Here is a 25,804-nt window from a genome sequence, read left to right on the forward strand (position 1 = left end):
CACCATGCCGTTCGTGCAGATCAAGATGGCGCTGGCCGCCGGCCACACCACCAACCGCGCCTATCCGCCTTTCGACCCGATGCAGGTGTTCGGCGACGATGGCGACTCGACGCCGGCGCAGCCGGCGACGGCTTCCGCAGTTGGGGGCCAGATCTACGGCGCCAAGGTCGAAAGCGAGATGAGCCTGAAGACGGTCGATTTCCCGGTCGAGACGGCCTCCTTCGACGAGAAAAGCGACCTGTCCGCCGACGAGGTGGAAAAAGTGGTGCGCGAAGCCGGCACCGACCTCAGCGACGGCGCCGTGCAGGTCGCCTCGCTGCATTATGTCGACCCGCAGCGATTCGGCGATGCCTTCGCCGAATCGATGGCCGGCTCCTACGACGTCAAGATCGTGCCGGAAAACGTCTCGGTGGCGCCGCGCGTCGCGCTCGACGACCAGACCCCGGCTTTCGCCGAGGAAATCATTCCCTTCACCAGGGACCGCGACATTGCCGAGGCTTTCGCTGATTCGGGCTATACGGGCGATGACGCCACCGGCATGGCGGAGGCGATCGGCAAGCTGCTCAACGCACCGGCGCTGAAGGCCGGAACCGTGCTGCGGGTCGGGCTCGAGGTACATGGCGACGCCGCCAAGGTCGTTCGCACCAGCGTCTATGACAAGACAACGCACATCGTCACCATCGCGCTCGACGACCGCGGCCAGTATGTGCCGGCGCAGGAACCGGAGCCGAACCCCGAATTGCTGACCGCGTTCGACGATTCGTCGGCACCGGTGGTGGTGCGCGGCAATCTGCCGAACGTCTATGACGGCATCTACCGCGCCGCCTATTCCTATGGCATGTCGAAGAAGCTGACCCAGCAATTGGTCAAGCTCCTGGCCTCCGGCGTCGACTTCCAGTCCAGGCTCAATCCGTCGGACCGCATCGACGTCCTGTTCTCGCAGCCGGACGGCGACGACCAGGCCTCCGACGAATCGGAACTGCTCTATGTCTCGTCGACCTTCGGCGGCCAGACGCGCAATTTCTACCGATTCCAGATGCAGGACGGCTCGACCGACTATTTCGACGAGGACGGATCTAGCGCCGAGCAGTTCCTGTTGCGCAACCCCCTGCCCGCCGGGAAATTCCGCTCCGGCTTCGGCGCCCGCCGACATCCGATCCTCGGTTATGTCCGCATGCATACCGGCGTCGACTGGGCGGCGCCGATCGGAACGCCGATCATCGCCGCCGGCAACGGCACCATCGAAAAGGCCGGCTGGGCCGGCGGCTACGGCAAACAGATCATCATCCGCCATGCCAATGGCTACGAGACCTCCTACAATCACCAGAGCGCCTTTGCCAAAGGCATCGAACCCGGCGTTCATGTCCGCCAGGGCCAGACCATCGGCTTCCTCGGTCAGACCGGCCTCTCCACCGGTCCGCATCTTCACTACGAGCTGATCGTCAACGGCACCAAGGTCGACCCGATGCGCGTGCGCCTGCCGGTCGGCAAGGTGCTGAAGGGCGACGACCTGGTCGCTTTCAAGCGCGAGCGCGAGCGCATCGATGAACTGCTCAAGCAGGAAGACAGCAATCCGCTGAAGGTCGCGAGCGCCAAGATCGAAGGCTAGTGCATGTCGCCCAGAAGTGTGCCGCGGCTCTGGGACAAGGACATGTGTCAAAACAAAGACTTAAAGCGCGTCGTATGAATCCGTTTCAGCGCGACGCGCTTTAAGCCGTCACACTCGACGCCAGCGAATCATAATCGCCCCATCAGAGCATTCCGAATCGGGTCGGCTCCGAATCAGGTCGACTGCTCCTCTTCGGCTCGTGACCAAGGCAGCTTTTGCCCCGAAACGGTGGCCCAGGCGATAACAGCGGCAAGGAGGCAAAGCACGGCCGTCACTGTCGACACGGCCGCGAACGCCGCATCGCTGGCGGCGAGCCGTGTTGCATCAAGGTCTGGCGCCAGGCCGGCCAATGCCGGTTCGCCGAATCCCGGAATGCCCGGCCTGACGCTGGTATCGAGCATCGTCGAATAGACCCAGGCCGCGAGCGAGCCCATCGCCGCCACAGCAATCAGCCCGCCAATGCGCGAAACCGCATTGTTGATGCCGGAAGCGGCGCCGGTATCCTTGTCCTCGACCGCGGTCATGACCGCCGTCGACAGCGGCGACACCACCAGCGCCATGCCGAGCCCCATCACGGCCATCAGCGGAAAGATACCGGTCCAGAAATTGTGCATGCCGGCATGAGTGAGCAAAGCCAGCCCGGCAAAGGCGATGGCAACTACCAGGCAGCCGCTGGCGATCGGAAAACGCGGACCGATGCGATCCGACCACTGGCCGACGAGACCCGACAGCAGCGCGATCGACGCCGACAGCGGCAGGAAGATGAAACCGACCTCTTTGGTGCTCAGCCCCCATCCGGCGATCAACAGCATCGGCAGGTAGAACAGATTGGCCGACAGGGCGAAATACAGGAAGAAGGTGGCGAGGTTGGCGCCGGCAAAGGCGCCGATCCGAAACAGCTTGAGATCGATCATCGGCTCGCGCTGCCGAAGCTCGAAGACGATGAAGATGATAAGCAGCACGGCGCCTGCGGCGATGCTCGGCCCCGACATCAGCCCGCTGCCTTCGGCGCTCATCGAGGTCAGTCCGTAGGCAAGCGCCCCGAAGGCAAGCGTGGCGAGAGCGGCGCCGCCGAGATCGAGGCTTCGCTTCTCCGTCGGCGCGTCGGCGGGAATCTTGGCCAGCAGGAGATAGATCGAGATCAGCCCGAGCGGCAGGTTGACGGCGAAGATCGCCCGCCAGATACCGCCGCCAAAGGCCGACAGGACGAAGCCGCCGAGCACTGGACCGAGCGCCGTCGTCAGCGCCGAGGCGGCGGCCCAGATGCCGATCGCCCGGCCGCGCTCCTTCTTCGGATAGGCCTTGGCGATGATGGCGAGGCTGCCCGGCACCATGATCGCCGCACCAATGCCCTGAATGGCGCGAAAGGCGATGAGCACCAGCGCATTCGGCGCCACCGCGCAGGCCAGCGAAGCGACGATGAACAGCGCAATGCCGGCAACGAAGGCGCGCCTGAGGCCAAACCGGTCGCCGGCGGCGCCGCCGGCCAGAATCAGCGCCGACAGCGTCAGCGCATAGGCGTTGGAAATCCACTGGACCTCGGCCAGGCTGGCGCCTAGGTCGACGCGCATTGCCGGCATGGCAATGGCCAGGATCGACCCGTCGATGAAGCCGAGCGCTGACGCCAGGATCGCCGCTACCAGCACGAACTTGCGCTGCGACTGCGGGCAAAATGTACCGTTGGAAAGCGACCTGGTCAGGGGAACGGCTGCGGCTTCGCTCGGAGACTTCATGAGCGTCTGCTTAGACTTGTTGCGGGCCGGCAACAACCAGCCAGCACCCTGCGCTCATGAATCCAGCTTTGGATCGGCCTGCCTTGTGGGCAGGCCGATATCACTGCGCTGGAGCGCTCACTTGCTCCGCAACATCATCGGCCGAGGGACCGCCGACGAACTCGACGGTGACGCCCGGCGACACCAGCTTGGCCAGTTCACGCGCATCCCAATTTGTCAGGCGCACGCAGCCATGGCTTTCGGTCTTGCCGATCTTGGAGGGATCGGGCGTGCCGTGAATGCCATAGGTCGGCTTGTCCAGCGCGATCCACACCGAGCCGACCGGGCCGTTCGGACCCGGCGGGATGGTCAGGATCTTGTCGTTCTGGCCCTGCTTGAAATTGATGCTGGGGTTGTAGGTGTAGTTCGGATCGAGCGCGACGCGCGACACCGTATGGGTGCCGGTCGGCGAGGGCGTGTCGGCTGAACCGATGGTGGCCGGATAGGCCGCGACCAGCTTGCCACCGGCGTCATAGGCGAACACCTGCTTCTTGTCCTTGTCGGCGACGATGCGAGCGACCGGCGTCGCCACCAGCCTGCCGAAATTGGCGACCTTGATGATGGTGCCGGGACGGCTGAAGTCTGCCTCGGGATTGAGCCCCTTCAGGTAGTTCTCATCCATGTGGAAGCGTTCGGCCAAGGCTTCGGTGACGGAGGTGTAAGCCATGCGGTCGAGTTGCGCCTTCTGGCTGTAATCTTCCGGTATCGAGGCGACATAAGGCCCGGCCGCGTCTTCGGGCGTGATCGTATAATTGGCGAAAGCATCGCCACCGGTTTGCGCCAGCGCAGCCTGGATGCCGACCGCGTCGGTCGAGCGCAGATTGCTGCCGGTGATCTGGTTGTAGGCGGCAAGCGCCTTGTCGACATTGGAGCCGAAGCGCCCGTCGACGACGCCGGGTGAAGCGCCGGCGCGGTCGAGCAGCACCTGCAAGGCGGCTACATCCTGGCGTGCGCCGAGTGAAAGCGAGGGATCGACCACGGTCTTGCCACCGGCTTTCGGCGGCAGCGCGCCCTGGTCGGCGGGCGCCGCCGGTTCGGCGGGATCGATAGAGGCTTCGTTCAGCGGCTTGCGCTTGACGGGCCGCGGTTCAGCGGATTTCGGCGCTTCCGGATAGGTGTCGCTGTCATTGGCATCATCCTGCGGAGCGGCCCCCAGGAATCTGTCGCTTTCAGGATCGTATTCATCAACCGGCGGGCCGGGGATTCGTCCCTGATCGTCCAGTTGCCTGCGGCGGAAACGCGCCATGTCTTCGGGATCGTCGAGATAGTAGCGGTCGTCGTCTTCGACCGGTGCGCGTCCAAGCTCACGTGCCCGCATTTCCCGGCGCAGCGCGCGGCGGTCGAGCCTGGTCTGCGGCGGCTGGATGGCGATGACCTTGCCGGTCTCGGCATCGACGATGACGCGGTTGCCCCTGGCGTCGTAATAGATGTCGAGATTGCCGTCCTGGGCAAGCACAATGCCGCCGCTATCGGCGGCGCGGACGGCCGGCAGTGCGTTGTCCACAGTCGGCGATGCCATGGCGCTGGACGTGAGCAGCCCGGCGGCGAGCACCGAAAAGGCAAGGATCGTGCGGAACATGGTGGTCAAACTCTCCGGTACTTACAGCGCCGCGCGTCCGTTTGGACGCGCAAAGGACGCTGTAACACTTCATGTCTGCGCATGATCCTTTCCGAAAATCGAATTTCGATTTTCGGGGTCATGCGTAATTGCCGCCGCCCGGCAGTGTTCCCACCAGAACGTTCTCGCCACCGTTTGGATGCGCAAGGAACGCCCTGATCGTCAAAAGCCTGCAGGCAAACCCCTTCGCCAGCAAACCACAACATAAGCTTTCCAACATGAACCGGGCATGAAGATGGCGGATTACTGGTTGCTACAGGCCCAATTCCTTGCGCGTCTGCTTCGTCAGCTTGAGGACGACGAGGCGGTGGCTTTCGCCGAGATAGTCCTTCAGCGCATCATCATCCATGCTCTGGCTTGTCTGACGCTGGATCCATTTCATGCCGCGCGAGGCGAGATAGGGCGCCGGCCGGCAGCCGGGCTGATCCTTCAGCACGTCATAAGCCATTTCAGAGCATTTGAAGGTGACGAAGACGCCACCCTCCCGGTCATGGCCGGCGATGGTGAAGACCTTGCCACCGACTTTCCAGACATCGGCCCCGCCCCACTGCACGACATGCGTCGTCTGCGGCAGCGAGGCGCAGAAGCTGTTGTAGTCGTCCAGCGTCATCTGCACCCCCGTCAAAGGATTGTTGTTTCATAAGAAAATGCCGCGCGTCCGGTCGGACGCGCGGCGTTGGATCAGGCTGCCGCGTCGGTCGGCACCACAGTGGGCCTGGACCGGAAATTCAACCGGTCGGAGCCGGCGGTGACCTTGACGGTCGAGCCGTCGAGTATCTCGCCAAGCAGGATTTTTTCCGCCAGCGGATCTTGCAGGTCCTTCTGCATCACCCGCTTCAGCGGCCGCGCGCCATAGGCCGGGTCGTAGCCCTTCGCCGCCAGCCAGTCGATCGATTCCTGGTCGAGCGACAGTGTGATCTTGCGGTCGACGAGCAGGCTTTCCAGCCGCTTGAGCTGGATCTCGACGATGCGGCCCATATCCTGCCGGCGCAGCCGGTGGAACAGGATCACCTCGTCGACGCGGTTGAGGAACTCCGGCCTGAACGAGGCTCTCACCACGCTCATAACCTCGTCGCGCACGGCATCGACATCCTGCTCTTCGCCGAGATTGACCAGATATTCGGCGCCGAGGTTCGACGTCATGACGATCAGCGTGTTGCGAAAGTCGACCGTGCGGCCCTGCCCGTCGGTCAGCCGCCCGTCGTCGAGCACCTGCAACAGGACGTTGAAGACATCCGGATGCGCCTTCTCGATCTCGTCGAACAGCACGACCTGATAGGGCCGGCGCCGCACCGCTTCGGTCAGCGCACCGCCTTCCTCATAGCCGACATAACCGGGAGGCGCTCCGATCAGCCGGGCGACCGAGTGCTTCTCCATGTATTCCGACATGTCGATGCGCACCATGGCGCTCTCGTCGTCGAACAGGAAATTGGCCAGCGCCTTGGTCAGTTCGGTCTTGCCGACGCCGGTCGGTCCGAGGAACATGAACGAGCCGATCGGCCGGTTCGGATCCTGCAGCCCGGCCCGGGCACGACGCACGGCCTTGGACACCGCCTGCACCGCTTCGCCCTGGCCGACGACTCGCTTGCCGATCTCGTCTTCCATGCGCAGCAGCTTGTCGCGCTCGCCCTGCAGCATCTTGTCGACCGGAATGCCGGTCCAGCGCGACACGATATGGGCGACGTGGTCGGGCGTGACCACCTCTTCGACCATGCCGGCCTTGCCGTCCTGGGCTTCGGCTTCCTTCAGCTTCTTTTCCAGTTCCGGGATCTTGCCATAGGCAAGCTCGCCGGCGCGCTGGAATTCACCCTTGCGCTGGGCAATGGCGAGGTCGTTGCGGGCCGCGTCGAGCTGCTTCTTGAGGTCAGCGGCGAGGCCAAGCTTCTGCTTCTCCGACTGCCATTTGGCGGTGATCTCGGTCGATTCCTCCTCGAGGCCGACGAGTTCCTTTTCGAGACGCGCGAGCCGGTCCTTTGACGCCTCGTCCTTCTCGACCTTCAGTGCCTCGCGCTCGATCTTGAGCTGCATGATGCGGCGATCGATTTCGTCCAGCGCCTCGGGCTTGGAATCGACCTGCATCCTCAGCCGCGACGCGGCTTCGTCGACAAGGTCGATCGCCTTGTCCGGCAGGAAACGGTCGGCGATGTAGCGGTTGGACAAGGTCGCCGCCGCGACCAGCGCCGAATCCGAGATGCGCACCTTGTGGTGCTGCTCGTACTTCTCCTTCAGGCCACGCAGGATCGACACGGTATCTTCCACCGACGGCTCGTTGACGAAGACCGGCTGGAACCGGCGGGCAAGGGCCGCGTCCTTCTCGACATGCTTCCTGTATTCATCGAGCGTGGTCGCGCCGACGCAGTGCAGTTCGCCGCGCGCCAGCGCCGGCTTCAACAGGTTCGAAGCGTCCATGGCGCCATCGGCCTTGCCGGCGCCGACCAGCGTGTGCATCTCGTCGATGAACAGGATGATGCCGCCGGCCGCCGAGGTGACTTCGTTGAGCACGGCCTTCAGCCGCTCCTCGAACTCGCCGCGATATTTGGCGCCGGCAATCAGCGCGCCCATGTCGAGCGCCATCAACTGCTTGTCCTTCAGCGATTCGGGCACGTCGCCATTGACGATGCGCAGCGCCAGACCTTCGGCGATCGCCGTTTTGCCGACGCCCGGCTCGCCGATCAGCACCGGGTTGTTCTTGGTACGCCGCGACAGCACCTGGATGGTGCGGCGGATCTCGTCGTCACGGCCAATCACAGGGTCGAGCTTGCCGGCGCGGGCATCGGCGGTAAGGTCGCGCGCGTATTTCTTCAGCGCGTCATAGCCCTGCTCGGCGCTCGCCGAATCGGCGGTACGGCCCTTTCGGACGTCGTTGATCACCTGGTTCAGCGCCTGCGCTGTGACGCCGGCCTTGGACAGGATATCGGCCGTCTTGGCCGACTTCTCCATGGCCAGAGCCTGCAAAAGCCGCTCAACCGTGACAAAGCTGTCGCCGGCTTTCTTGGCCAATTCCTCGGCGGTCGAAAACACCTTGGCCAGCGGCTGCGCGAGATAAAGCTGGCCGTTGCCGCCTTCCACCTTGGGCATGGCCTCAAGGGCGGTCTCGACGCCGAGCTTGACGTCGCGCACGTTGCCGCCGGCGCGCTCGATCAGCGAGGCGGCCAGCCCCTCATCGTCATCGACGAGGACCTTCAGCATATGTTCGGGAGTGAATTGCTGGTGATTGCGCGAGAGCGCCATGGTCTGGGCGGACTGGATGAATCCGCGGACGCGCTCGGAGTATTTCTCGAGGTTCATATCTGTCTCCTTCCATCACCGGCCCGCTTTGCGGCCCCGGATCAGATTGCGGTGACGGACCCGCTCATCCGAGCCGGGTCCAGTTCACGCCAGATATGGGGCGCAAGCCATTGCCGCTCAAGACGTCCGGCTGATGATATTGCATGGCCGAGCAAACGAAAACGGCGGAGATTTCTCTCCGCCATTTCATCGACTTATGTCTTGTGGGTCAGTTGTTGGCGTCGACGGCGAACGGGTCGCCGGCAGGGCTTTCGGCCGGCGCCGCATCCACCACGTCAATAGCGGCAGCGGTCTCGCCGGCGCCATCCACCACCTGGCCACCACCAGACTGTTCGTCACCGACCTGATCGGCATTGTTGCGCGGGCGGCGCGGACGCCGCGGGCGACGGGCAGCGCCGCTCTCGGCGGCTGCCTCATTGAGTTCGGCCCGGGCGGCAAGAGCCGCCGGCGACAGGTTTTCGTACAGCGGCGCCCGCTCGGAGAAACCGCTCTCGGCTTCGGGCTCAACCGCGGAAACGGTTTCCGCCTGTGCCGGGGTTTCGGTGAAGCGCTGCTGGTCGCCGCGCTGGCCGTTCTGCTCGCCACGCTGGTCGTTCTGGCCATAGCCGCCATTGGGGCGGCGGTCACGGTTGCGGCCGTTGTTGTCGCGGCCGTTGTTGTTGCGGCCATTATTGTCACGGCCATTATTGTCACGGCCACTGTTGTTCTCGCGGCCGTTTTCCTGGCCGTATGCGAGTTCGGCCGGCGTGCCCTCAATCGTCGGCTGCGGACCGTTGCCGTGGTTCGCCATCGGCGCTTGAGTCTCGCCGCCATTGCCGCTGCCGGCATTGTCAAAATCGTCGCGATCTTCATCGTCGTCGAATTCGTCGCGGTTCTGCGGGGCATTCTGGATCGGCATCTGCGCCTGTGCGGCGGCAATGATGCGGTTGTAGTGCTCGGCGTGCTGGAGGTAATTTTCCGCCATAACCCGGTCGCCGGAGCTTTGCGCATCACGGGCCAGAGTGGCGTATTTTTCGGCGATCTGCTGAGCCGATCCACGGATTTTCACGTCCGGGCCGTTGCTCTCGTAGTTGCGCGTCAGGGGATTTGGGCCCTTGCGGTTGTTGTTGTTGTTATTGTTGTTGCCACCGCCGCCGCCATTGTTGTTGCGACCGCGCATGCGCCTGTTCTGCTGTTGTGGCCTCATAAGACTCTCTTCATTTTGAAATTTTCGAAAAACGTTTCACGAACGGAGGCGCTCATGCAGCCAGCCGTTTCGTTTCTTCACCGGCGTTCGCCCGCATCAATTGCGTTGGCGCCACGTGTCATCCTGTTCCGGTTACATCACTTGCCGGACGATTCCCGCACGAAGCTTGGGCGTCGTTTGCGCAAGAAGGCAGCTATTTCCAAGGAAAACCGAATCGCTAAGAGCACTGCCTGCTTCGTCTCATCCGGTTAGGGCGGACCCTAGCCGCATTCCCCGGCATTGCCAAGCGCTTTTTTGCACTGCGTCAAGGCTTTCCCTGTTCAAACATAAGAACCCTGTCGTTTCCGCCAAGATCGACAAATGCCCCGGCCAGCCTGTAGCCGGCTGCCGCGAATATGTCTTTGACCTCATTGCGCTGCGTGTGGCCGATCTCGACCGCTATCTTGCCTTCTGCTTCCAGAAACTTTGCCGCCTCGGCGGCGATGATCCTGTAAGGGCCAAGACCGTCCACACCGCCATCAAGGGCTCTGTGTGGATCGAAATCGCGGACCTCGTCCTGCAGATTTCCAATGTCTCCAGACGGTATATAGGGAGGGTTTGCGGCAATTACATGGTATCGGCCCGAAACTTTTTCGAACCAGTCGGACTGCAGCCCCACGAACCGGCCGGCGAGTCCGAGTTGCTCGGCATTGCGTATCGCGGTTGCCAGCGCGTCTTGTGAAATATCGACCCCGGTGGCGGTCGCGGCGGGAACCGCGCTGAGCAGCGCCAGCGCAATCGCGCCGGTACCGGTGCCGAGATCGAGGATACGGCATAGCCCTAGCCTTTCGGCCGTCGCGCCGGCAAAAGGGAGGATCGCCTCGACCAGCGTTTCGGTGTCCGGCCGCGGCTCCAGCGTTTCCGGCGACAGCGACAGCCGCAGGCCGTAAAACTCGCGAAACCCGAGGATGCGGTGCACCGGTTCGCCGGCCATGCGGCGCTGCAGAGCAGCGCCGATTGCGGCAACCGCACCCGCATCGACCGTCCGTTGCGGGTCGGCGATCGCCTGCGTACGGTCCGTGCCGGAAAAATGTTCGACGATCAGCCTGGCATCCAGCGCCGAGTCGGAAAGGCCGGCCGCGGCAAGCCGCTCCCGCGCCACCCGCAACAACGGCCCGAGCGCGCCGGGCAACATGTCAGCCATCGAGGCCAATATCGGCGAGCAGCTTCGACTGATGGTCGGCAATCAGCGCATTGATGACCTCATCGAGCTCGCCCATCATCACCCGGTCGAGCTTGTAGAGCGTCAGGTTGATACGATGGTCGGTAAGGCGGCCCTGCGGGAAATTGTAGGTGCGGATGCGCTCCGAACGGTCGCCCGAACCAACCTGCGATTTGCGTGACTCCGAGCGCTCCTCGTCCGCCTTGCTGCGCTCTAGGTCGTAAAGCCGCGCACGCAGAATCTGCATGGCTTTCGCCCGGTTCTGATGCTGCGACTTCTCCGCCTGCACCACCATGATACCAGTCGGCAAATGGGTGATGCGCACGGCCGAATCGGTGGTGTTGACGTGCTGGCCACCCGAACCCGAGGCGCGCATCGTGTCGATGCGGATGTCTTCGGCGCGGATGTCGATGTCGACCTCTTCGGCTTCCGGCAGAACGGCCACCGTCGCCGCCGAGGTGTGGATGCGCCCGCTGGCCTCGGTCGCCGGCACGCGCTGCACGCGGTGCACGCCGGATTCGAATTTCAGATGCGCAAAGACGCCCCTGCCGGAAATGGTGGCGATGATTTCCTTGAAGCCGCCGGCATCGCCGTCGCTGGCCGACACCGTCTCGAAGCGCCAGCCGCGTTCGGCGGCATAGCGCTCATACATGCGAAAAAGGTCGCCGGCAAACAATGCCGCCTCGTCGCCGCCGGTGCCGGCGCGGATTTCAAGGATGGCGTTCTTGTCGTCGGCCGCATCCTTAGGCAACAGCAGGATCTGGATGTCCTTTTGCAGCTGTTCGATACGCGCTTCGACGCCCGGCAGATCTGCCTCCGCCAGGGCCCGCATCTCGGCATCGGTGCCCTTGTCGGCAAGCATCGCCTCGAGGTCGGCTTGCTCGCGCTCGACTGAGCGCAGTTCCCTGACCTTGGCCACCATGTCCTGCAGCTCGGCATATTCCGAGGCCATCTTCACATAGGCATCGGCCGCCGGGCCGGCCGACATCTGCGCTTCGAGCATCTCGAAACGCTTGACGACCTGATCCATACGCTCGCGGGGAAGATTGACCATGGCTAATGCTATAGCGGGATGGAGCGGTCGTCGGCGAAGGCCTGCAGCAGCGCCCGCATCGGCAGCCCTTGAGCTGGCGCCATCAGATTGTCGGCAAAGAAAGCCTCCAATTCCTCCAGTGGCAGTTCGGTCAACATCGCCTTGACCGGGCCGATCGAGGCTGGAGACATCGAGATCGAGCGGTAGCCAAGGCCGATCAGCGCCATGGCGGAAATAGGTTTTCCGGCAAGCTCGCCGCACAGCGTCACCGGCGTGTGGTTGCGAACCCCGGCGTCGGCGATCTGCTTCAGAACCCGCAGGAAAGGCGTCGAAAGCGTGTCGAAGCGGTCGGAGAGCTGCGTGTTCCCCCGATCGACCGCCATGACGAACTGGAACAGGTCGTTGGAGCCGACCGAGACGAAATCGACCGCCTTCATCAACTCGTCGAGCTGGAACAGCAGCGACGGCACTTCCAGCATGGCGCCCACCTTGAGGCTGGTCGGCAGATGGTGGGCAAAGCGGGAGAGATGCCGCACTTCGCGGTCGATGATCTCGCGCGCCTGGGCGATTTCGCCGAGTTCGGTAACCATCGGCAGCATCAGCTTCAGTTCGCGCCCGCCGCAGGCCTTCAGCAGAGCGCGGATCTGGGTCCTGAGCAGACCCGGCCGGTCGAGCGTCAGCCGGATCGCGCGCCAGCCGAGCGCAGGGTTTTCTTCCTGGATGGCGCCCTTGAAGTAGGGCAGCACCTTGTCGCCGCCGATGTCGATGGTGCGGAAGGTGACCGGCTTGCCGCGCGCCGCGTCCAGCACGTCGCGGTAGAGCCGCTCCTGCGCCTCGGCACGCGGGAAGGTCGAGGCGACCATGAACTGCAATTCGGTGCGGAACAGGCCGATGCCGGCGGCACCCGCCTCGGCCAGCTGCGGCAGGTCGACGGCCAGGCCCGCATTCATCAGCAGGTCGACCTGGACGCCGTCCTTGGTCACCGACGGCTTCTTGCGCAGTTCCCGGTAGACTTCCTGCCGGCGCGCCCGGAAGCGCACTTTTTCGGCATAGGCAGCTTCGAGGTCGGGCTGCGGCCGCAGATGGATGGTGCCTTCCTCGCCGTCGACGATGATGGCATCGCCGTTTTCCGCCATGGAAACGGCGCCCTTCATCTGGCCGGCGACCGGAATGCCCATGGCGCGCGCTACGATGACGACATGGCTGGTGGCAGCGCCGTCTTCCAGCACCACGCCGCGCAGCTTGTCCCTGGGATAATCAAGCAGTTCGGCCGCGCCCATCGAGCGCGCGACCAGGATGGCATCCTTCGGCAGTGACGCCGCGACGTCGTCAGGCCCGCGCCCCATCAGCTGGCGCAGCAGCCGGTTGGCGAGATCGTCGAAGTCGCTCATCCTCTCGCGCAAATAAGGATCGGTCATGTGCAGCATGCGGGCGCGCATGTCGCTTTGGACCTTTTCCACCGCCGCTTCCGCTGTCAGGCCGTTGCGGATCGCCTCTTCCAGCCGGCGCACCCAGCCGCGGTCGTTGGCAAACATGCGATACGCTTCGAGCACCTCGCGATGTTCGCCCTCGAAGGCGACATCGCGCCGCTCCAGCATGTCGTCGATAGAAAGCCTGAGCGAACCGAGCGACGTCTCCAGCCGGCGCACCTCTTCCTCACTGTCCTCGTTGAACAGATTGGTGACGACGATGCGTGGCTCATGCAGCACGACATGGCCGAGGCCGACGCCCTCGTTGAAGGACAGGCCGGTAAAGCTGACGGGACGGCGCAGATCGAGTTCGAGGCCGGGCCGGGTCAGGCGAGCGAGATCGCCGGTGGCGATCATCTCGGCGATCACCATGGCGGTCGTTTCCAGCGCCTCGACCTCGTCGTCGCGGTAGTGGCGCATGGTCTTGTTCTGCACCACCAGCACGCCCAGCGTGCGCCCTGCCCTTAGTACCGGCACGCCGAGGAAGGAATTGTAGATCTCTTCGCCCGTCTCCGGCAGGTAGGCGAAGGCCGGATGTTCCTGTGCATTGGAGAGGTTGAGCGGCCGCGCGCTCGCGGCAATGGTGCCGACGAGGCCCTGCCCCAGCCGCAGTTGCGCCAAATGGACGGCGTTCGGGTTCAGACCTTCGGTGGCATAGAGTTCGAGCACCGAATCGGCGCGCAGCACATAGAGCGAGCAGACCTCGGCGACCATGTTGGAGGCGATGTCGCGCACGATCCGGTCGAGCCGCTCCTGCGGCTCCAGCGGCTCCTGCATGAGCTCGCGGAGCCGTTTCAGCAGAACGCGCGGGCCGCTGGCCGTATCACGCATCGCGGCTTCTTCTCCAATGGGCATTTTGCCCGCCGCAGTTTCCACTGCGACCGGCGCACACGCAACAACTCAAATCGCTCTCGCTACTGCTTATCCAGACCGTACACGGAATGCAAAGTACGAACCGCGAGTTCCGTGTAGGGACCGTCAATCAGTATCGAAATCTTGATCTCGGAGGTAGTGATGGCGCGGATGTTGATCGCCTTGTCGGCCAGCGCCTTGAAAGCGGTGGCGGCCACACCGGCATGGCTGCGCATGCCGATGCCGATGACCGAAACCTTCGACATGCCGGCTTCCGACTGCACCACGTCATAGCCGATCGAAGCCTTCAGACGCTCCAGCACGGCCAACGCCTTGTCCACGTCGCCGGACGGCACGGTGAAGGTCATGTCGGTGAACTTGCCGTCCTCGGAGATGTTCTGGACGATCATGTCGACATTGATGTTGGCCTCGGCCAGCGGGCCGAAAATGCCGGCGGCAACGCCCGGGCGGTCGCCGACGCGGCGCAGAGAAATCTGCGCTTCGTCCTTGGCGTAGGCAATTCCGGTGACGACCTGCTGTTCCACGATCTCTTCCTCGTCGCAAATGAGCGTTCCCGGAGGATTGAGCAAATCCCCCATTCCGGGCGCATCGGGATCGTCGAAGGACGACCGCACGAACGTACGCACCCTGTGCACCATGGCAAGCTCGACCGAGCGCACCTGCAAGACCTTGGCGCCGAGCGAGGCCATTTCGAGCATTTCCTCGAACGAAATCTTGTTGAGCCGCCGCGCCTTCGGCTCGATGCGCGGATCGGTGGTGTAGACGCCGTCGACATCGGTGTAGATGTCGCAGCGATCGGCCTTGACCGCCGCGGCAATGGCCACCGCGCTTGTGTCGGAGCCGCCGCGGCCGAGCGTGGCGATGCGGTTGTCCGGGCCGATGCCCTGGAAGCCGGCGACGACAGCCACCTGGCCCTCGCCGAAGCGCTTGATCAGGAACGCGCCGTCAATGTCGAGGATGCGCGCCGCGCCATGCGCGTTGTCGGTCTTGATCGGGATCTGCCAGCCCTGCCATGAGCGGGCGTGCACGCCCATATTCTGCAGTGTGATCGCCAGCAGGCCGGCAGTCACCTGCTCGCCCGAGGCGACCACGGCGTCATACTCGCGCGCGTCGTGCATGGGCGAGGCTTCGCGCGTCCAGCCAACCAGTTCATTGGTCTTGCCCGCCATCGCCGAAACCACGACAGCGACCTCATGGCCGGCATCGACCTCGCGTTTGACGTGACGCGCCACATTGCGGATGCGGGCGATGTCGGCGACGGAGGTTCCGCCGAATTTCATCACGATGCGCGCCATGGAAGCGAAATGCCTTTGACTGAAGCCGGCCCAGGACCGAAAGGGGAAGTAAGCGCTCGACAGAAGCCGGCCGCTGAATGCGCGCCTCCTTAGCCAAATGATCACGGTTTCGCAAGGCTGGCGGCGGATGCCGGCTTCAGGATCGCGGCATTTTGCGTTCGGCCCCGCCGCCGCTTACCAAATGCTGCCCGCGGGAAACTCCTTTTGGTCCGGCATATCGAATGATTGTTCGCCTTCGACGCGCCATGCGGTGGCAATCGCTGCCGCTGTTCATCGGCTTCGCCGTGCTGGCGTTGATCGTCGGCACACGCGCCGTGCTGGTCGAGACCCAGAGAGCCAATCGTGAGGCCGCGCGCGAGGCGGTCGAGTATCAGGAATTGCTTTCCGGTTTGCTTGCGATGGCTCAGGAGGCCGAGACCAGCCAGCGCGGCTATCTCCTGACCGGCGAGAAATCCTACCTCCAGCCTTATCGGCAGGCGGTCGACGCCATTCCGGGCCAGCTTGCCCGCATCGACGGCATGACCGCGCCGGACGACGAACTCGTGCAGCAGATCAACCACGTCAAGGACGCGCTTTCACAAAACCAGGCCGAATTGGCTGAGACGATTGCACTCTACGATCGCGGCGATGCGGCAAAAGCTCTGGAACTGGTCCGCAGCGGCCAGGGCAAGGCCGCCATGGACCAGATCCGGGCCAGCATGGACACGATCCGGCGCATTGGCGGCGCAGCCATCGCCGCGCGCGACTCTCATACCGACCGGGTCGAAAACTGGCTGCGAATCGGCTCGATAGCGGCGCTGCTGGCGATCTTCCTGCTTGGCGCCTACACGGTTCGCCTTTCGCGCCGCCGGTTCCGCGCAGTGGCGATCGCCCAGGAAGAGCTGATGCGCAAGAACATCGAGCTCGGCAACGAAATCCAGACGCGTGAAAAGGCCGAATCGCAGATCCGCCAGATGCAGAAGATGGAGGCTGTGGGCCAGCTGACCGGCGGTATCGCCCACGATTTCAACAACATGCTGGCGGTGATCATCAGCGCCATGAACCTCGCCCAGCGCAAGCTGACGCGGGGCGAGCACGACATCATGAAATTCATCGAAGCGGCGACCGATGCGGCGACCCGGGCCGCAAACTTGACGTCACGGCTGCTTGCCTTCTCGCGCCAGCAGCCGCTCGCGCCTCAGGTTGTAGACGCCAATCGTCTGGTCGCCGGCATGTCGGACCTGCTTCGGCGGGCGCTTGGCGAAACCCTCCGCATAGAAACCGTGCTGGCTGGCGGCCTGTGGAAGACCCATGCCGATCCGAGCCAGCTCGAAAATGCCATTCTCAACCTGGCGGTCAATGCGCGCGACGCAATGGGCGAGGACGGCAAGATGACCATCGAGACCGCCAACAGCCACCTCGACGAGGGCTACGCCGCCACCCATGCCGAGGTCAAAGCCGGCCAGTATGTAATGATTGCGGTCAGCGACACCGGCGCCGGCATGCCGGCGGACGTCATGGAGCGGGCTTTCGAGCCATTTTTCACCACCAAGCCAGTCGACAAGGGCACCGGCCTCGGGCTGAGCCAAGTGTTCGGCTTCGTCAAACAGTCCGGCGGACACGTCAAGATTTACTCGGAACCCGGCCAAGGCACCACGATCAGGATCTACCTGCCGCGCTTCTTCGGCCCGGAAGAGGCCGCCATATCTTCGGAACGAGCCGGAAATCCTGCCGTGCCGGTCACCGAAACCATCCTTGTCGTGGAGGACGATCCACGCGTGCGGGCTTCCACCACGGATGCCATGCGCGAACTCGGCTACACCGTCATTCATGCCGCAAGCGGCCAGGAAGCGCTGGAAAAGCTGGGCGACAACCCTGGTGTGGCGCTCATGTTCACCGATATCGTCATGCCGGTGATGAATGGGCGCAAGCTCGCCGAGGAGGCGCTGGCGCGCATGCCGAAGCTGAAGGTGATCTTCACCACCGGCTTCACCAGGAACGCCGTCGTCCACAATGGCGTGCTCGACCATGACGTGCATTTCCTGGCCAAGCCCTTCACCATCGAGCAGCTGGCGGCGAAATTGCGCGACGTGCTGGACGCAAGATGACCGAGACCCTGGAAATCGTCACCTTTCGCCTCAAGCCTGGAGCGGAAGCGGCCTTTGCCGCCGCCAACAACCTGGTCGCCGACTGGCTGGCGCGGCAACCTGGTTTCGTAAACCGCTGCCTGGCGCGGCGGGACGATGGCGGATGGGTCGATGTGGTGCGCTGGCGAAGTCGCGAGCAGGCTCTCGCCGCCGCGGGCCGCATCATGGCCGAGATCGGCGATTGCGAAGCGATGCGGGCCATCGATCCCGCAAGTGTTGCGATGGAACATTCGGCAATTGTGATCTCGAGGCCATAGGTCGACTAGCCAGCAGTCGCAAAAACCGTCCTTGACTTTCTTGCCCCGGCACCCGACTTCCTAGCGTCCGAGGAGACCCGCCCCATGCCAGAGGCCCGACGATCGACAATCGATGCCGGAGAAGTGGAACGCTTTTCCGCGCTTGCCGCCGAATGGTGGAACCCGAACGGCAAATTCCGTCCGCTGCACAAATTCAACCCGGTCCGGCTTGCCTATATCCGGGACCAGGTGGCGGCGCGCTTTGGCCGCGATCCGCGGGCGGCGCGGCCGTTCGAAGGCCTGCGTTTCCTCGATATCGGCTGCGGCGGTGGGTTATTGTGCGAGCCGATGGCAAGGCTTGGCGCCGAAGTGGTCGGCGCCGACGCCTCGGCAACCAACATCGAGGTGGCGAAGCTGCACGCGGCCGAAGGCGGCGTGACGGTGGATTATCGCGCTACGACCGCTGAGGATTTGGCCGATTCCGGCGAGAAATTCGACGTCGTCCTCAACATGGAAGTTGTCGAGCATGTTGCCGATGTCGACCTGTTCATCGGCAAGTGCGGCGAGATGGTCAAGCCCGGCGGCATCATGTTCGTGGCTACCATCAACCGCACGCTGAAGGCACTGGGCCTGGCCATCATCGGCGCCGAATATGTGCTGCGGTGGCTGCCGCGCGGCACCCACCAGTTCGGCAAGCTGGTGCGGCCCGAAGAGCTTGAAAAGGCGCTCGGCAGCGCCGCCATGACCATCATCGACCGTACCGGCGTGACCTACAATCCTCTCGCCGACCGCTGGGCACGCTCCAAGGACATGGACGTCAACTATATGGTGCTGGCGGAAAAACGATCGGTCTGAACGAAGGGGCGGCCGTGGACACTATGAGGGCCCGAGAGCTGGCGCTCGATCTGCCCGAAACGGTCGAGCAATCGCATTTCGGCAAGGCTGACTTCCGCGTCCGCAACCGTATCTTCGTCTCGCTGCCCGAAGCCGACCGTGCTGTCGTCAAGCTCGACCGCGACCAGCAAGAGATGATGGCCGCGGCTGAGCCATCGGTTTTCAGGCCCGTGACAGGCGGCTGGGGCCAAAAGGGATGGACGTCGATTATGCTCGAAGCCTGCGACGAACAGACATTCCGCAGCGCAGTTCGGACGGCCTGGCGAAACGTCGCCCCGCCGGCGCTACGGAAGCGCCTCGACGCGAGCCAAATTTGAGCTTGAGCAGTTCGAGCAAAGTGTGAAGCGGTTTTCCCGGGAAAAGCGCATAGCGCTTTGCCTAGGGAATTGCGTAAACCAAAGACCCTATGCCTTCTGGCTCTGCGCCTTGGTGGTGATGATCACGCCGATGGTGATGATCACCGCGCCGGCCCAAGTCAGCAACTGGTAGTGCTCGCCGAGGAAGATGGTTCCGGCAAACAGGCCGACGGCCGCCGCCACATAGCCGATCTGGCTGAGATAGACCGGACCGCCCACGGCCTGCAGCCGGAAGAAGAAGGCAAACATCGCCGAGGCCGAAGCGACTTGCGCCACGACAACCAGCGGCACGGCCCTGAGCGGGGCGAAAGCGCCAACGCCGAACAGCGTGAGAATGCCGATCAGCAGCAGCGTCGCCGAGGCCAGGTGGCTGCCGACGGCCAGTTCGATCGGACCGGTGCCTTCGGGCCAGTCGACGGTGCGATAGATATTGCCGGCGGCAAGGCTGACCGGGATCAAAAGTCCGACCAGTACCCAGAAGAAATCGGCCGGCTGGCCGGCCTCGCCGCGAGTCACCGCCACCATGACCGCGCCGATGAAGCCGACGGCGATACCGATACTGCCGAGCATATTTGGCCGTCGAACGCCGAGCAGGATCGAAAACACCAGTGTGATGACCGGCGACAGCGTGAACATGATGCCGGTATAGCCGGCGCCGAGATGCGGGATAGCCGAAAACATCAGCAGATTGGGCACGGCGTAGGACACGGCGGCGGTGATGAAGAAATAGCGCAGTCTGTGCGAGGTGAGCCGCATGCGCTCGCCGTTCGCGAGCAACGCGCACAGCAGCACGCCCCCGGCGCCGAACGAGATAACGAAGGCCCAGACCATGGCCGGAACGCCGGCAGCCGTCGCCAGCTTGCCGAACGGCAGGGTCAGGCCGAGCAGGCCGCCGGTGACGACCAGCAGGCCAAGCGCCGATTCCCAGAGAAATTCATCGGATGGTCCCGTCACTCACTTGCGGCACTGGGTCGAAACTGTATCTTGAGGTAGCATACCACAAAGATTCTTAACGTCAAGATACTTAGCGGTGAGACAGATGGATCGCGCGGCAAAGGCGGTGGAGCAATGGAAGCGGGAACGGCCGGACCTGGAGGTGTCGCCAATGCTGGTGCTTGGGCGGCTGAACGAAGCCTCGTCGCTAATCGCCCGCGAGCGCCTCGCCCCGCTGTTTGCCCGTTTCGGGCTGCAGGCCGGCGAATTCGATGTGCTGGCGACGCTGCGCCGCTCCGGCCAGCCCTACGCGCTGACACCGACCGCTCTATACGAGGCGACGATGGTGACCTCTGGGGCCATGACCAACCGGCTCGACCGGCTGGAGAAGGCCGGACTGATCCTGCGCGGCCCGCACCCCAACGACCGGCGTGGCATTGTCGTGCAACTGACCGAAAAAGGTCTGGCCTTGATCGACGAAGCCCTGACCGCCCACGTCGCCAACGAGCATGAAATCCTCGCCGGGCTCACCGGCACGGAGCGGGGGGCACTGGCTCAGTTGCTTGGCAAATTGATCGATAGCGCCAGCTGATCGCTCAATTGCGCTCCTCGGGAAAACTCGGGATCGGCATGAAATCGATGCCATCCTCGGCCAAGCTCTTGGCTTCGTCCAACGTCGCCTCGCCATAGATGCCGCGCGCATCGCTCTCGCCGAAATGGATCTTGCGCGCTTCTTCGGCAAACTTGTCGCCGACATAGTCGGCATTCTCGCGCACCTTCTCGGCCATCGCCTTCAGTTGCGCCAAAGCCTGCTTCTGGGTTTCGCCCATGGCCAGCGCAATTGTTTCCTGCTTCCGCGCGGTGGAGACGGCTGGCGCCATCAGCGCCTTTTGCACCTTGTGCGAGCCGCAGCTCGGGCAATCGACGAAGCCGCGCTTCCTCTGCGTGTCGAAATCGTCATTGCTGCGAAACCAGCCCTCGAATTCGTGCTCGTGCTCGCAGATCAGGGCAAAGCGGATCACGAAGCCGCGCCCCTGAGCCGCGGCACTTCAGCCGTGCCGGCATTGACGGCAAAATCGCGCGCATTCCTAAGGTTGGGGATTTTTTTGCGCGCGGCCGACGACTGTGCGGTATCGATCTCGCCGATAATCACGCCCGGCTCGGCATGGACGGCCTCGGCGATGATGCGACCCCACGGGTCGACGATCAGCGAATGGCCATAGGTCTCGCGGCCGTCCTCATGCAGGCCACCTTGTGCTGCAGCAACCACATAGGCGCCGTTCTCGATGGCGCGGGCTCGCAGCAGCACATGCCAGTGCGCTTCGCCGGTCTGGCGGGTGAAGGCGGCAGGCACCGACAAGAGGTCGGCGCCGGCCATCGCCTCGGCGCGGAACAGCTGCGGAAAGCGTAGATCGTAGCAGACGGCAAAGCCCAGCCTGGCGCCGTCGATCTCGGTGACGACCGCTTCGGTGCCCGGCTCATAGGCGGCGGATTCGCGCCAGCTTTCGCCATTGTCGAGATCGACGTCGAACATGTGGATCTTGTCATAGGTGGCGAGCGTCGCGCCATCCGGCCCAAACAGCAGCGCCCGGTTGGCGAGCTTGCCGTCGGCGCGCAGGATGGCGGTAGAGCCAATATGCAAGAAGACGCCGAGTTCGCTGGCGAGCTTGCGCGCGGTCGCCACGACGATGTCCTTGTCTTCCGAGGTGAAGGAAGCAGCCCTGGCTTCCTTGTCGCGAATCAGCGCTCCGGTCATTTCCGGGGTCTGGATGTAGGTTGCACCGAGGCCTGCCGCCTCGCGAACCAGCCGTTCGAGATCGACCGCGTTGCGCTCGGGGCTCTCGCCCGAACGCATCTGGATCGCCGCCGCCTTGAAAACACCCATCGTCACGTCCTCTTTGAGCAATTCCAGGAAAAGTGTGTACCGGTTTTCCGTCCGAAATTGCATAAAAACAAAGACATAGAGCGGCCCTACGAACCGCTCTTTGTCGTCGAGCCGTTGGCAAGCAGCCTGTCCAGCTGGCCCCGCGCCTCCAATTCGTGGAGGTCGTCGGAGCCGCCGACATGCGTGTCGCCGATGAAAATCTGCGGAAAGGTCGAGCGGCCATGCGCCCGCGAAATCATTTCCTGGCGCAATTCCGGCGAAAACGAAGCGTCATGCTCGGTGTAAGCGACGCCCTTGCGTTCGAGCAGCCGCTTGGCCGCCGCGCAATAGCCGCACATCATACGGGTGTAAATCGTCACATCGAGCATCGGTCCGTGCCTTTCCTCGACCTTATATAGTCGCGGACTCGTCGGCCCGAAAGTCCCCCGGCAGGACACGCGCGAAGGTCAGCACATCGACCGCTCCGGCGCCGCCCTTCTTCAGCGCCCTGGCGACCGAGCGTACGGTGGCGCCGGTGGTGTAGACATCGTCGACCAGAAGCACGCGGCGCCCAGTGATCTCGATTTCGGCTTCCGCAGGCACACGGAAGGCGGCGCGGACATTGGCCTCGCGCTCCTGCCGCTCCAGCCCGACCTGCTGGCGCGTGAGCTTGACGCGCCGGACCGCCGAGGGCGAGAAAGGCAGCCCGCTAAGCTGCGCAACCGCCCTTGCCAACTCCGCCGACTGGTTGAACTGCCGGCGAAAGAAGCGCCGCCAGTGCAGCGGCACCGGTACGACGACATCGGCGTCTGCAATTAGCTCAGCGCCGGCGCGCAGCATCCAGCGCGCCATCCACGGCGCCAGATCGGTGCGATCCTGGTATTTCAGACCTTGCACCATCTGGCGGGCGACACCTGAATAGGCCACGGCCGCCCGCGCCCGCTCGAACAGCGGCGGATCGGCGATCGCCTCGGCCGACAGGAATCCCTCGCCCATATCGTGCGTGAATGGCGTGCCCATCACCGCGCACCATGGCCGCTCCAGCAGCCTGAGTTTCGGCCAGCAGGCACCGCACAAAACGCCGGGTTGCGAGACGTGCCTGCGACAGCCGGCGCAGACCGGCGGGAACAGCATCCGCGCCGGCCAGTCCAACATGGCCAGTTTCAACATGGTTTGAGCGAGGCTCTTGATCTCCATCACCGGATCGGCCACGTGGTTTTGTCGTCCGCGCCAGGATATCACTAGACGGACAAACAGGATGTCTACCGTTGCAGCCGATCATCGATACTGAACTTTGGCTGGTGCGCAAGCGCAGGGCCCTAGCCCACCCCGTAGCCGGCGCGGATTTTCTGATGCGGCGGGCGGCGGAAGACCTTGCCGACCGGCTTGGCGCGGTCGAGCGGAAATTCGGCAAGGCCGCGGTGCTGTTTTGCCAGACGCCGGACGCAACGGACGTGGTCGCTGCAAGCGGCAAGGCAGCGGAGATCGTGCGCGTCGAGGCAAATCCAGCGTTTCTGGACGGCCGGCCAGGGCTGGTAGCACCGCTGGAGACAGTGCCGTTCCAGCCGGAAAGCCTCGACCTCGTCGTTTCACTTCTGTCGTTGCAGGCGATGAACGACATTCCCGGCATGCTGGTGCAGATCCGCCGCGCTCTGCGGCCCGACGGGCTTTTCCTCGGCGCCTTTGCCGGCGCCGGCACGCTTTCCGAATTGCGCGAAAGCCTGCTCGCCGCCGAGACCGAACTCTATGGCGGCGCCAGCCCGCGTGTCATCCCCTTCACCGATGTTCGCGACGCCGGCGCACTGCTGCAGCGCGCCGGACTGGCGCTGCCGGTGGCCGACGTCGAAACGGTGACCGTCCGCTACGATACCCTCTTCGACCTCATTGCCGATCTCAGGGCGATGGGCGAAACCAGCGCGCTGACCGATCGCAGCCGGCGACCGGGAGCGCGAAAGCTTTTTACCCGTGCCGCCGAAATCTATGCCGAACGCTTTTCGGACGCTGATGGCCGCATCAGGGCAAGCTTTTCCATCGTCTGGATGTCGGGCTGGGCGCCCGATGCCTCGCAGCAAAAGCCCTTGAAACCGGGTTCGGCGAAGGTCTCGCTGAAGACGATACTGGAAAACCCCGGCGGGCGGTGACGGCGCTCCGGATCAGTGCTCGGCGAAGGCATTGGCAAGCTTGCTGTTGGTATCACTGAACAGAAACTGGATCGCATTGCTGGCCTTGCCGACACCCCCGACGATGGCAAGCGACAGCACCGCAACGATCAGGCCATATTCAATGGCCGTGGCGCCTGTTTCGTCCTGCAAAAATCGGCGCAGCAATGGCTTCATGATCGTCGATCCCTCTCATCCCCGACCATATCGCCGACCTGTTAAGAAAGGTTAACGGCACAAGCTTAACAGGCTGTGAAATGGGCCTGCGTTGAGGAAGTTCTCAAGCTGGTGTCGACCTTGTTGGTCAGCAGTCGCCGCTGCGTTGGCCGTCGGCGCGGATGATGCAGACTGAGCTCGGTGAGGGCTGCAGCACGCTTCTGCGCAGCGTATAGGTGGCCCGCGAGCCGATCGAACCCGTGCTCATCGGGTCGAGACCGCCTGCAAGAGCATCGCGGCTGGATGATCGCGTCTGGTTGTCCAGCATGGGGACCGCGATCAGCGCCAGCGCCACTGCGGCCGAGCCGAACAACAGCGTGACGCGCAATAAGCCGACGCCGGCGGCGCGAAAGCTGCGATCTGGCCGGATCGAGTCCCATTCCCTGTCGAGGCTCATGCAATCGCTCCCCGCGAACCCGCTTTGCCGCAATTTTTCACGACGAGATAAATCTTCCATTAACGCTGGCTAGATCAGACCGCGAAATGGCTTTGTATCACAACAGGTCGATGAGGAACTGGATTAGCGGCGCGTCGGCCGGCGGCATGGGATAGTCGCGCATCTGCTTTGGCCGCACCCATTTCAACGCCTGCCCTTCCCTGGGCTGCGCGATGCCGCGGAAGCGGCGGCAGACGAACAGGGGCATCAGGAGATGGAAATCATCATAGGAATGGCTGGCGAAGGTGAGCGGCGCCAGGCAAGGAATGTCAGTCTCGATGCCGATTTCTTCCTGCAGTTCGCGGATCAGGCATTGTTCCGGCGTCTCGCCTGGCTCTACCTTGCCGCCGGGAAATTCCCACAGGCCGGCAAGCTGTTTGCCCTCGGGCCGCTGCGCCAGAAGCACCCGCCCATCGGTATCGACCAGCGCGCACGCGGCGACCAGCAGCAGGCGTTTGCCGGTGATCTCGCTCATGCGCCCGGCGGCCGGCGATAGTGGTAGCGATAGACTTCGTCGAAGCCCAGCGAGCGATAGAGCGCCAGCGCCGGCGCATTGCCGGCCTCGACCTGCAGCCAGGCTTCGCGAGCGCCACGCAGCCTCGCCCACTTCAGCGCCGACAGGATCAGGTTGCGGCCATGGCCCTGATTGCGCGCCGACTTGGCGGTGGCGATCTCGAACAGACCGGCAAGATCGCCGTCATGGACGCAGATCAGCACCGCCAGAGGGTCGGCCCCTTCCTCCAGCGCAAACAGCCCGACTTCGGGTTGGATAGCGCCGATGATTTCCGAAAGACCGGGCCGCAGCGATGCATCCGAGCCGCTGGCCTTGAGCGACGCGCCGAGAAAGCGGCTGATATCCTTCAGCGGAATCTGGTCCATGGCCGGCGCCAGTTGCGCGTCCGCCAGCGGCAGCCGCATCACCAGGGATTCGTCGAATGTGCTCCAGCCCTCATTGTCGAGATGCTTGGCCAGGTCCGGCCCCGACAGCGGCGAGATGCGGAAGGTCAGCGGCCTGCCATAGGCGTCGAAGCGCCGGCTGGCGCGGCCGATGCGCTCGGCAATGTGCTGGGTGTCGCCGGGATCGAGCGGGTTGACCGAGTTCAGCCGCTTGGCCGGATGGCCGGCTGTCAGCCGCACCACCCAGGTGCCGTCATAATGCACGGCCGCCGCCGGCCAGGCGCGAAACCCCGCAGCCTCGTAGCGGCGCACGATGGCGAGCATGCTTGCCGGATGCCTGGAA

The 25,804-nt window shown here is 63.9% G+C and carries 25 protein-coding genes (1 of these 25 running past the window's edge); 7 read left to right on the plus strand and 18 right to left on the minus strand.

The window, feature by feature from the left end; genetic code table 11:
* Positions 1–1,609: the 3' portion of a M23 family metallopeptidase gene (locus NKK52_RS21010; RefSeq protein WP_031204460.1), read on the plus strand. It extends 362 nt beyond the left edge of the window; the window shows 1,609 of its 1,971 coding nt (coding positions 363–1,971); the start codon falls outside the window, past its left edge; the stop codon is at positions 1,607–1,609.
* 173 nt (positions 1,610–1,782) lie between these two features.
* On the opposite strand, the gene NKK52_RS21015 is transcribed toward NKK52_RS21010, so the two are convergent.
* The 9 genes from NKK52_RS21015 to NKK52_RS21055 form a co-directional block, all read right to left on the minus strand.
* On the minus strand, positions 1,783–3,342 hold the full coding sequence (locus tag NKK52_RS21015; RefSeq protein ID WP_023685769.1) for an MFS transporter: 1,560 nt from the start codon (positions 3,340–3,342) through the stop codon (positions 1,783–1,785).
* Positions 3,343–3,442: 100 nt separating this feature from the next.
* Positions 3,443–4,960, minus strand: coding sequence for a L,D-transpeptidase family protein (locus NKK52_RS21020; RefSeq protein ID WP_023685770.1), 1,518 nt, complete (start codon positions 4,958–4,960; stop codon positions 3,443–3,445).
* Positions 4,961–5,252: 292 nt separating this feature from the next.
* Positions 5,253–5,609: an MmcQ/YjbR family DNA-binding protein gene (locus tag NKK52_RS21025; RefSeq protein WP_023685771.1), complete on the minus strand. Its 357-nt coding sequence runs from the start codon at positions 5,607–5,609 to the stop codon at positions 5,253–5,255.
* Positions 5,610–5,680: 71 nt separating this feature from the next.
* Positions 5,681–8,287 carry an ATP-dependent chaperone ClpB gene (gene clpB / locus NKK52_RS21030; RefSeq protein ID WP_023685772.1) on the minus strand — a complete coding sequence of 869 codons (2,607 nt, stop codon included), beginning with the start codon at positions 8,285–8,287 and terminating at the stop codon, positions 5,681–5,683.
* 208 nt (positions 8,288–8,495) lie between these two features.
* Positions 8,496–9,473 carry a DUF4167 domain-containing protein gene (locus tag NKK52_RS21035; RefSeq protein ID WP_023685773.1) on the minus strand — a complete coding sequence of 326 codons (978 nt, stop codon included), beginning with the start codon at positions 9,471–9,473 and terminating at the stop codon, positions 8,496–8,498.
* 304 nt (positions 9,474–9,777) lie between these two features.
* Positions 9,778–10,656: a peptide chain release factor N(5)-glutamine methyltransferase gene (gene prmC / locus NKK52_RS21040; RefSeq protein ID WP_031204462.1), complete on the minus strand. Its 879-nt coding sequence runs from the start codon at positions 10,654–10,656 to the stop codon at positions 9,778–9,780.
* On the minus strand, positions 10,649–11,728 hold the full coding sequence (prfA, locus tag NKK52_RS21045) for a peptide chain release factor 1 (protein ID WP_023712842.1): 1,080 nt from the start codon (positions 11,726–11,728) through the stop codon (positions 10,649–10,651). The genes prmC and prfA overlap by 8 nt, the downstream gene beginning before the upstream one ends.
* Before the next feature lie 8 nt (positions 11,729–11,736).
* Positions 11,737–14,007, minus strand: coding sequence for a phosphoenolpyruvate--protein phosphotransferase (ptsP, locus tag NKK52_RS21050; RefSeq protein WP_023693992.1), 2,271 nt, complete (start codon positions 14,005–14,007; stop codon positions 11,737–11,739).
* A gap of 83 nt (positions 14,008–14,090) precedes the next feature.
* Positions 14,091–15,344 carry an aspartate kinase gene (locus NKK52_RS21055; protein ID WP_023685777.1) on the minus strand — a complete coding sequence of 418 codons (1,254 nt, stop codon included), beginning with the start codon at positions 15,342–15,344 and terminating at the stop codon, positions 14,091–14,093.
* A 245-nt stretch (positions 15,345–15,589) separates the two neighbouring features.
* Between NKK52_RS21055 and NKK52_RS21060 the strand changes: the two genes are divergently transcribed.
* From NKK52_RS21060 to NKK52_RS21075, 4 genes are all read left to right on the plus strand, one after another.
* Entirely contained in the window at positions 15,590–17,431 is a 1,842-nt protein-coding gene (locus NKK52_RS21060; protein WP_023685778.1) for a CHASE3 domain-containing protein, read from the plus strand.
* Positions 17,428–17,727 (plus strand): antibiotic biosynthesis monooxygenase, encoded by a 300-nt coding sequence (locus NKK52_RS21065; RefSeq protein WP_023685779.1) that lies wholly within the window; start codon positions 17,428–17,430, stop codon positions 17,725–17,727. Before NKK52_RS21060 ends, NKK52_RS21065 begins: the two co-directional genes overlap by 4 nt.
* An 84-nt stretch (positions 17,728–17,811) precedes the next feature.
* Positions 17,812–18,561 carry a bifunctional 2-polyprenyl-6-hydroxyphenol methylase/3-demethylubiquinol 3-O-methyltransferase UbiG gene (gene ubiG / locus NKK52_RS21070; protein WP_023672976.1) on the plus strand — a complete coding sequence of 250 codons (750 nt, stop codon included), beginning with the start codon at positions 17,812–17,814 and terminating at the stop codon, positions 18,559–18,561.
* A 23-nt stretch (positions 18,562–18,584) separates the two neighbouring features.
* On the plus strand, positions 18,585–18,917 hold the full coding sequence (locus NKK52_RS21075; RefSeq protein ID WP_023685781.1) for an MmcQ/YjbR family DNA-binding protein: 333 nt from the start codon (positions 18,585–18,587) through the stop codon (positions 18,915–18,917).
* 87 nt (positions 18,918–19,004) lie between these two features.
* On the opposite strand, the gene NKK52_RS21080 is transcribed toward NKK52_RS21075, so the two are convergent.
* Positions 19,005–19,910, minus strand: a complete 906-nt coding sequence (locus NKK52_RS21080) for a DMT family transporter (RefSeq protein WP_023685782.1) — start codon at positions 19,908–19,910, stop codon at positions 19,005–19,007.
* An 85-nt stretch (positions 19,911–19,995) separates the two neighbouring features.
* On the opposite strand from NKK52_RS21080, the gene NKK52_RS21085 reads away from it, so the two are divergent.
* On the plus strand, positions 19,996–20,481 hold the full coding sequence (locus NKK52_RS21085; RefSeq protein WP_023672979.1) for a MarR family winged helix-turn-helix transcriptional regulator: 486 nt from the start codon (positions 19,996–19,998) through the stop codon (positions 20,479–20,481).
* A gap of 4 nt (positions 20,482–20,485) precedes the next feature.
* On the opposite strand, the gene NKK52_RS21090 is transcribed toward NKK52_RS21085, so the two are convergent.
* The 4 genes from NKK52_RS21090 to NKK52_RS21105 form a co-directional block, all read right to left on the minus strand.
* Positions 20,486–20,911 (minus strand): DUF1178 family protein, encoded by a 426-nt coding sequence (locus tag NKK52_RS21090; protein ID WP_023685783.1) that lies wholly within the window; start codon positions 20,909–20,911, stop codon positions 20,486–20,488.
* A complete protein-coding gene (locus NKK52_RS21095; RefSeq protein ID WP_023804565.1) occupies positions 20,908–21,774 on the minus strand; it encodes a carbon-nitrogen hydrolase family protein in 867 nt (288 codons plus the stop codon). Before NKK52_RS21095 ends, NKK52_RS21090 begins: the two co-directional genes overlap by 4 nt.
* An 86-nt stretch (positions 21,775–21,860) precedes the next feature.
* Entirely contained in the window at positions 21,861–22,142 is a 282-nt protein-coding gene (grxC, locus tag NKK52_RS21100) for a glutaredoxin 3 (protein WP_023804564.1), read from the minus strand.
* Between the two features lie 22 nt (positions 22,143–22,164).
* Positions 22,165–22,950 (minus strand): ComF family protein, encoded by a 786-nt coding sequence (locus NKK52_RS21105; protein ID WP_198026958.1) that lies wholly within the window; start codon positions 22,948–22,950, stop codon positions 22,165–22,167.
* 71 nt (positions 22,951–23,021) lie between these two features.
* Between NKK52_RS21105 and NKK52_RS21110 the strand changes: the two genes are divergently transcribed.
* The gene (locus NKK52_RS21110) at positions 23,022–23,894 is read left to right on the plus strand and encodes a methyltransferase domain-containing protein (protein WP_352629743.1); all 873 of its coding nucleotides are present in this window, start codon (positions 23,022–23,024) and stop codon (positions 23,892–23,894) included.
* A gap of 12 nt (positions 23,895–23,906) precedes the next feature.
* Here the strand turns inward: NKK52_RS21110 and NKK52_RS21115 are convergent, their stop codons facing one another.
* From NKK52_RS21115 to NKK52_RS21130, 4 genes are all read right to left on the minus strand, one after another.
* Positions 23,907–24,089, minus strand: a complete 183-nt coding sequence (locus NKK52_RS21115; protein WP_023685789.1) for a Flp family type IVb pilin — start codon at positions 24,087–24,089, stop codon at positions 23,907–23,909.
* A gap of 127 nt (positions 24,090–24,216) precedes the next feature.
* Positions 24,217–24,525, minus strand: a complete 309-nt coding sequence (locus tag NKK52_RS21120) for a hypothetical protein (RefSeq protein WP_023685790.1) — start codon at positions 24,523–24,525, stop codon at positions 24,217–24,219.
* Positions 24,526–24,622: 97 nt separating this feature from the next.
* Positions 24,623–25,039: an 8-oxo-dGTP diphosphatase MutT gene (gene mutT / locus NKK52_RS21125; RefSeq protein ID WP_023685791.1), complete on the minus strand. Its 417-nt coding sequence runs from the start codon at positions 25,037–25,039 to the stop codon at positions 24,623–24,625.
* Positions 25,036–25,785: a GNAT family N-acetyltransferase gene (locus NKK52_RS21130; protein ID WP_031204465.1), complete on the minus strand. Its 750-nt coding sequence runs from the start codon at positions 25,783–25,785 to the stop codon at positions 25,036–25,038. The genes mutT and NKK52_RS21130 overlap by 4 nt, the downstream gene beginning before the upstream one ends.
* Positions 25,786–25,804 lie beyond the last annotated feature (19 nt).

The organism is Mesorhizobium sp. C277A, assembly GCF_040324395.1.
Taxonomy (GTDB): Bacteria; Pseudomonadota; Alphaproteobacteria; order Rhizobiales; family Rhizobiaceae; genus Mesorhizobium.

Bases quoted from the DNA above. Each gene is read 5' to 3' on its own strand.
- NKK52_RS21015 (WP_023685769.1), bottom strand. From the start codon at position 3,342: ATGAAGTCTCCGAGCGAAGCCGCAGCCGTTCCCCTGACCAGGTCGCTT.
- NKK52_RS21020 (WP_023685770.1), bottom strand. From the start codon at position 4,960: ATGTTCCGCACGATCCTTGCCTTTTCGGTGCTCGCCGCCGGGCTGCTC.
- NKK52_RS21025 (WP_023685771.1), bottom strand. From the start codon at position 5,609: ATGACGCTGGACGACTACAACAGCTTCTGCGCCTCGCTGCCGCAGACG.
- clpB (WP_023685772.1), bottom strand. From the start codon at position 8,287: ATGAACCTCGAGAAATACTCCGAGCGCGTCCGCGGATTCATCCAGTCC.
- NKK52_RS21035 (WP_023685773.1), bottom strand. From the start codon at position 9,473: ATGAGGCCACAACAGCAGAACAGGCGCATGCGCGGTCGCAACAACAAT.
- prmC (WP_031204462.1), bottom strand. From the start codon at position 10,656: ATGGCTGACATGTTGCCCGGCGCGCTCGGGCCGTTGTTGCGGGTGGCG.
- prfA (WP_023712842.1), bottom strand. From the start codon at position 11,728: ATGGTCAATCTTCCCCGCGAGCGTATGGATCAGGTCGTCAAGCGTTTC.
- ptsP (WP_023693992.1), bottom strand. From the start codon at position 14,007: ATGCGTGATACGGCCAGCGGCCCGCGCGTTCTGCTGAAACGGCTCCGC.
- NKK52_RS21055 (WP_023685777.1), bottom strand. From the start codon at position 15,344: ATGGCGCGCATCGTGATGAAATTCGGCGGAACCTCCGTCGCCGACATC.
- NKK52_RS21060 (WP_023685778.1), top strand. From the start codon at position 15,590: ATGCGGTGGCAATCGCTGCCGCTGTTCATCGGCTTCGCCGTGCTGGCG.
- NKK52_RS21065 (WP_023685779.1), top strand. From the start codon at position 17,428: ATGACCGAGACCCTGGAAATCGTCACCTTTCGCCTCAAGCCTGGAGCG.
- ubiG (WP_023672976.1), top strand. From the start codon at position 17,812: ATGCCAGAGGCCCGACGATCGACAATCGATGCCGGAGAAGTGGAACGC.
- NKK52_RS21075 (WP_023685781.1), top strand. From the start codon at position 18,585: ATGAGGGCCCGAGAGCTGGCGCTCGATCTGCCCGAAACGGTCGAGCAA.
- NKK52_RS21085 (WP_023672979.1), top strand. From the start codon at position 19,996: ATGGATCGCGCGGCAAAGGCGGTGGAGCAATGGAAGCGGGAACGGCCG.
- NKK52_RS21095 (WP_023804565.1), bottom strand. From the start codon at position 21,774: ATGGGTGTTTTCAAGGCGGCGGCGATCCAGATGCGTTCGGGCGAGAGC.
- grxC (WP_023804564.1), bottom strand. From the start codon at position 22,142: ATGCTCGATGTGACGATTTACACCCGTATGATGTGCGGCTATTGCGCG.
- NKK52_RS21105 (WP_198026958.1), bottom strand. From the start codon at position 22,950: ATGGAGATCAAGAGCCTCGCTCAAACCATGTTGAAACTGGCCATGTTG.
- NKK52_RS21115 (WP_023685789.1), bottom strand. From the start codon at position 24,089: ATGAAGCCATTGCTGCGCCGATTTTTGCAGGACGAAACAGGCGCCACG.
- NKK52_RS21120 (WP_023685790.1), bottom strand. From the start codon at position 24,525: ATGAGCCTCGACAGGGAATGGGACTCGATCCGGCCAGATCGCAGCTTT.
- mutT (WP_023685791.1), bottom strand. From the start codon at position 25,039: ATGAGCGAGATCACCGGCAAACGCCTGCTGCTGGTCGCCGCGTGCGCG.
- NKK52_RS21130 (WP_031204465.1), bottom strand. From the start codon at position 25,785: ATGCTCGCCATCGTGCGCCGCTACGAGGCTGCGGGGTTTCGCGCCTGG.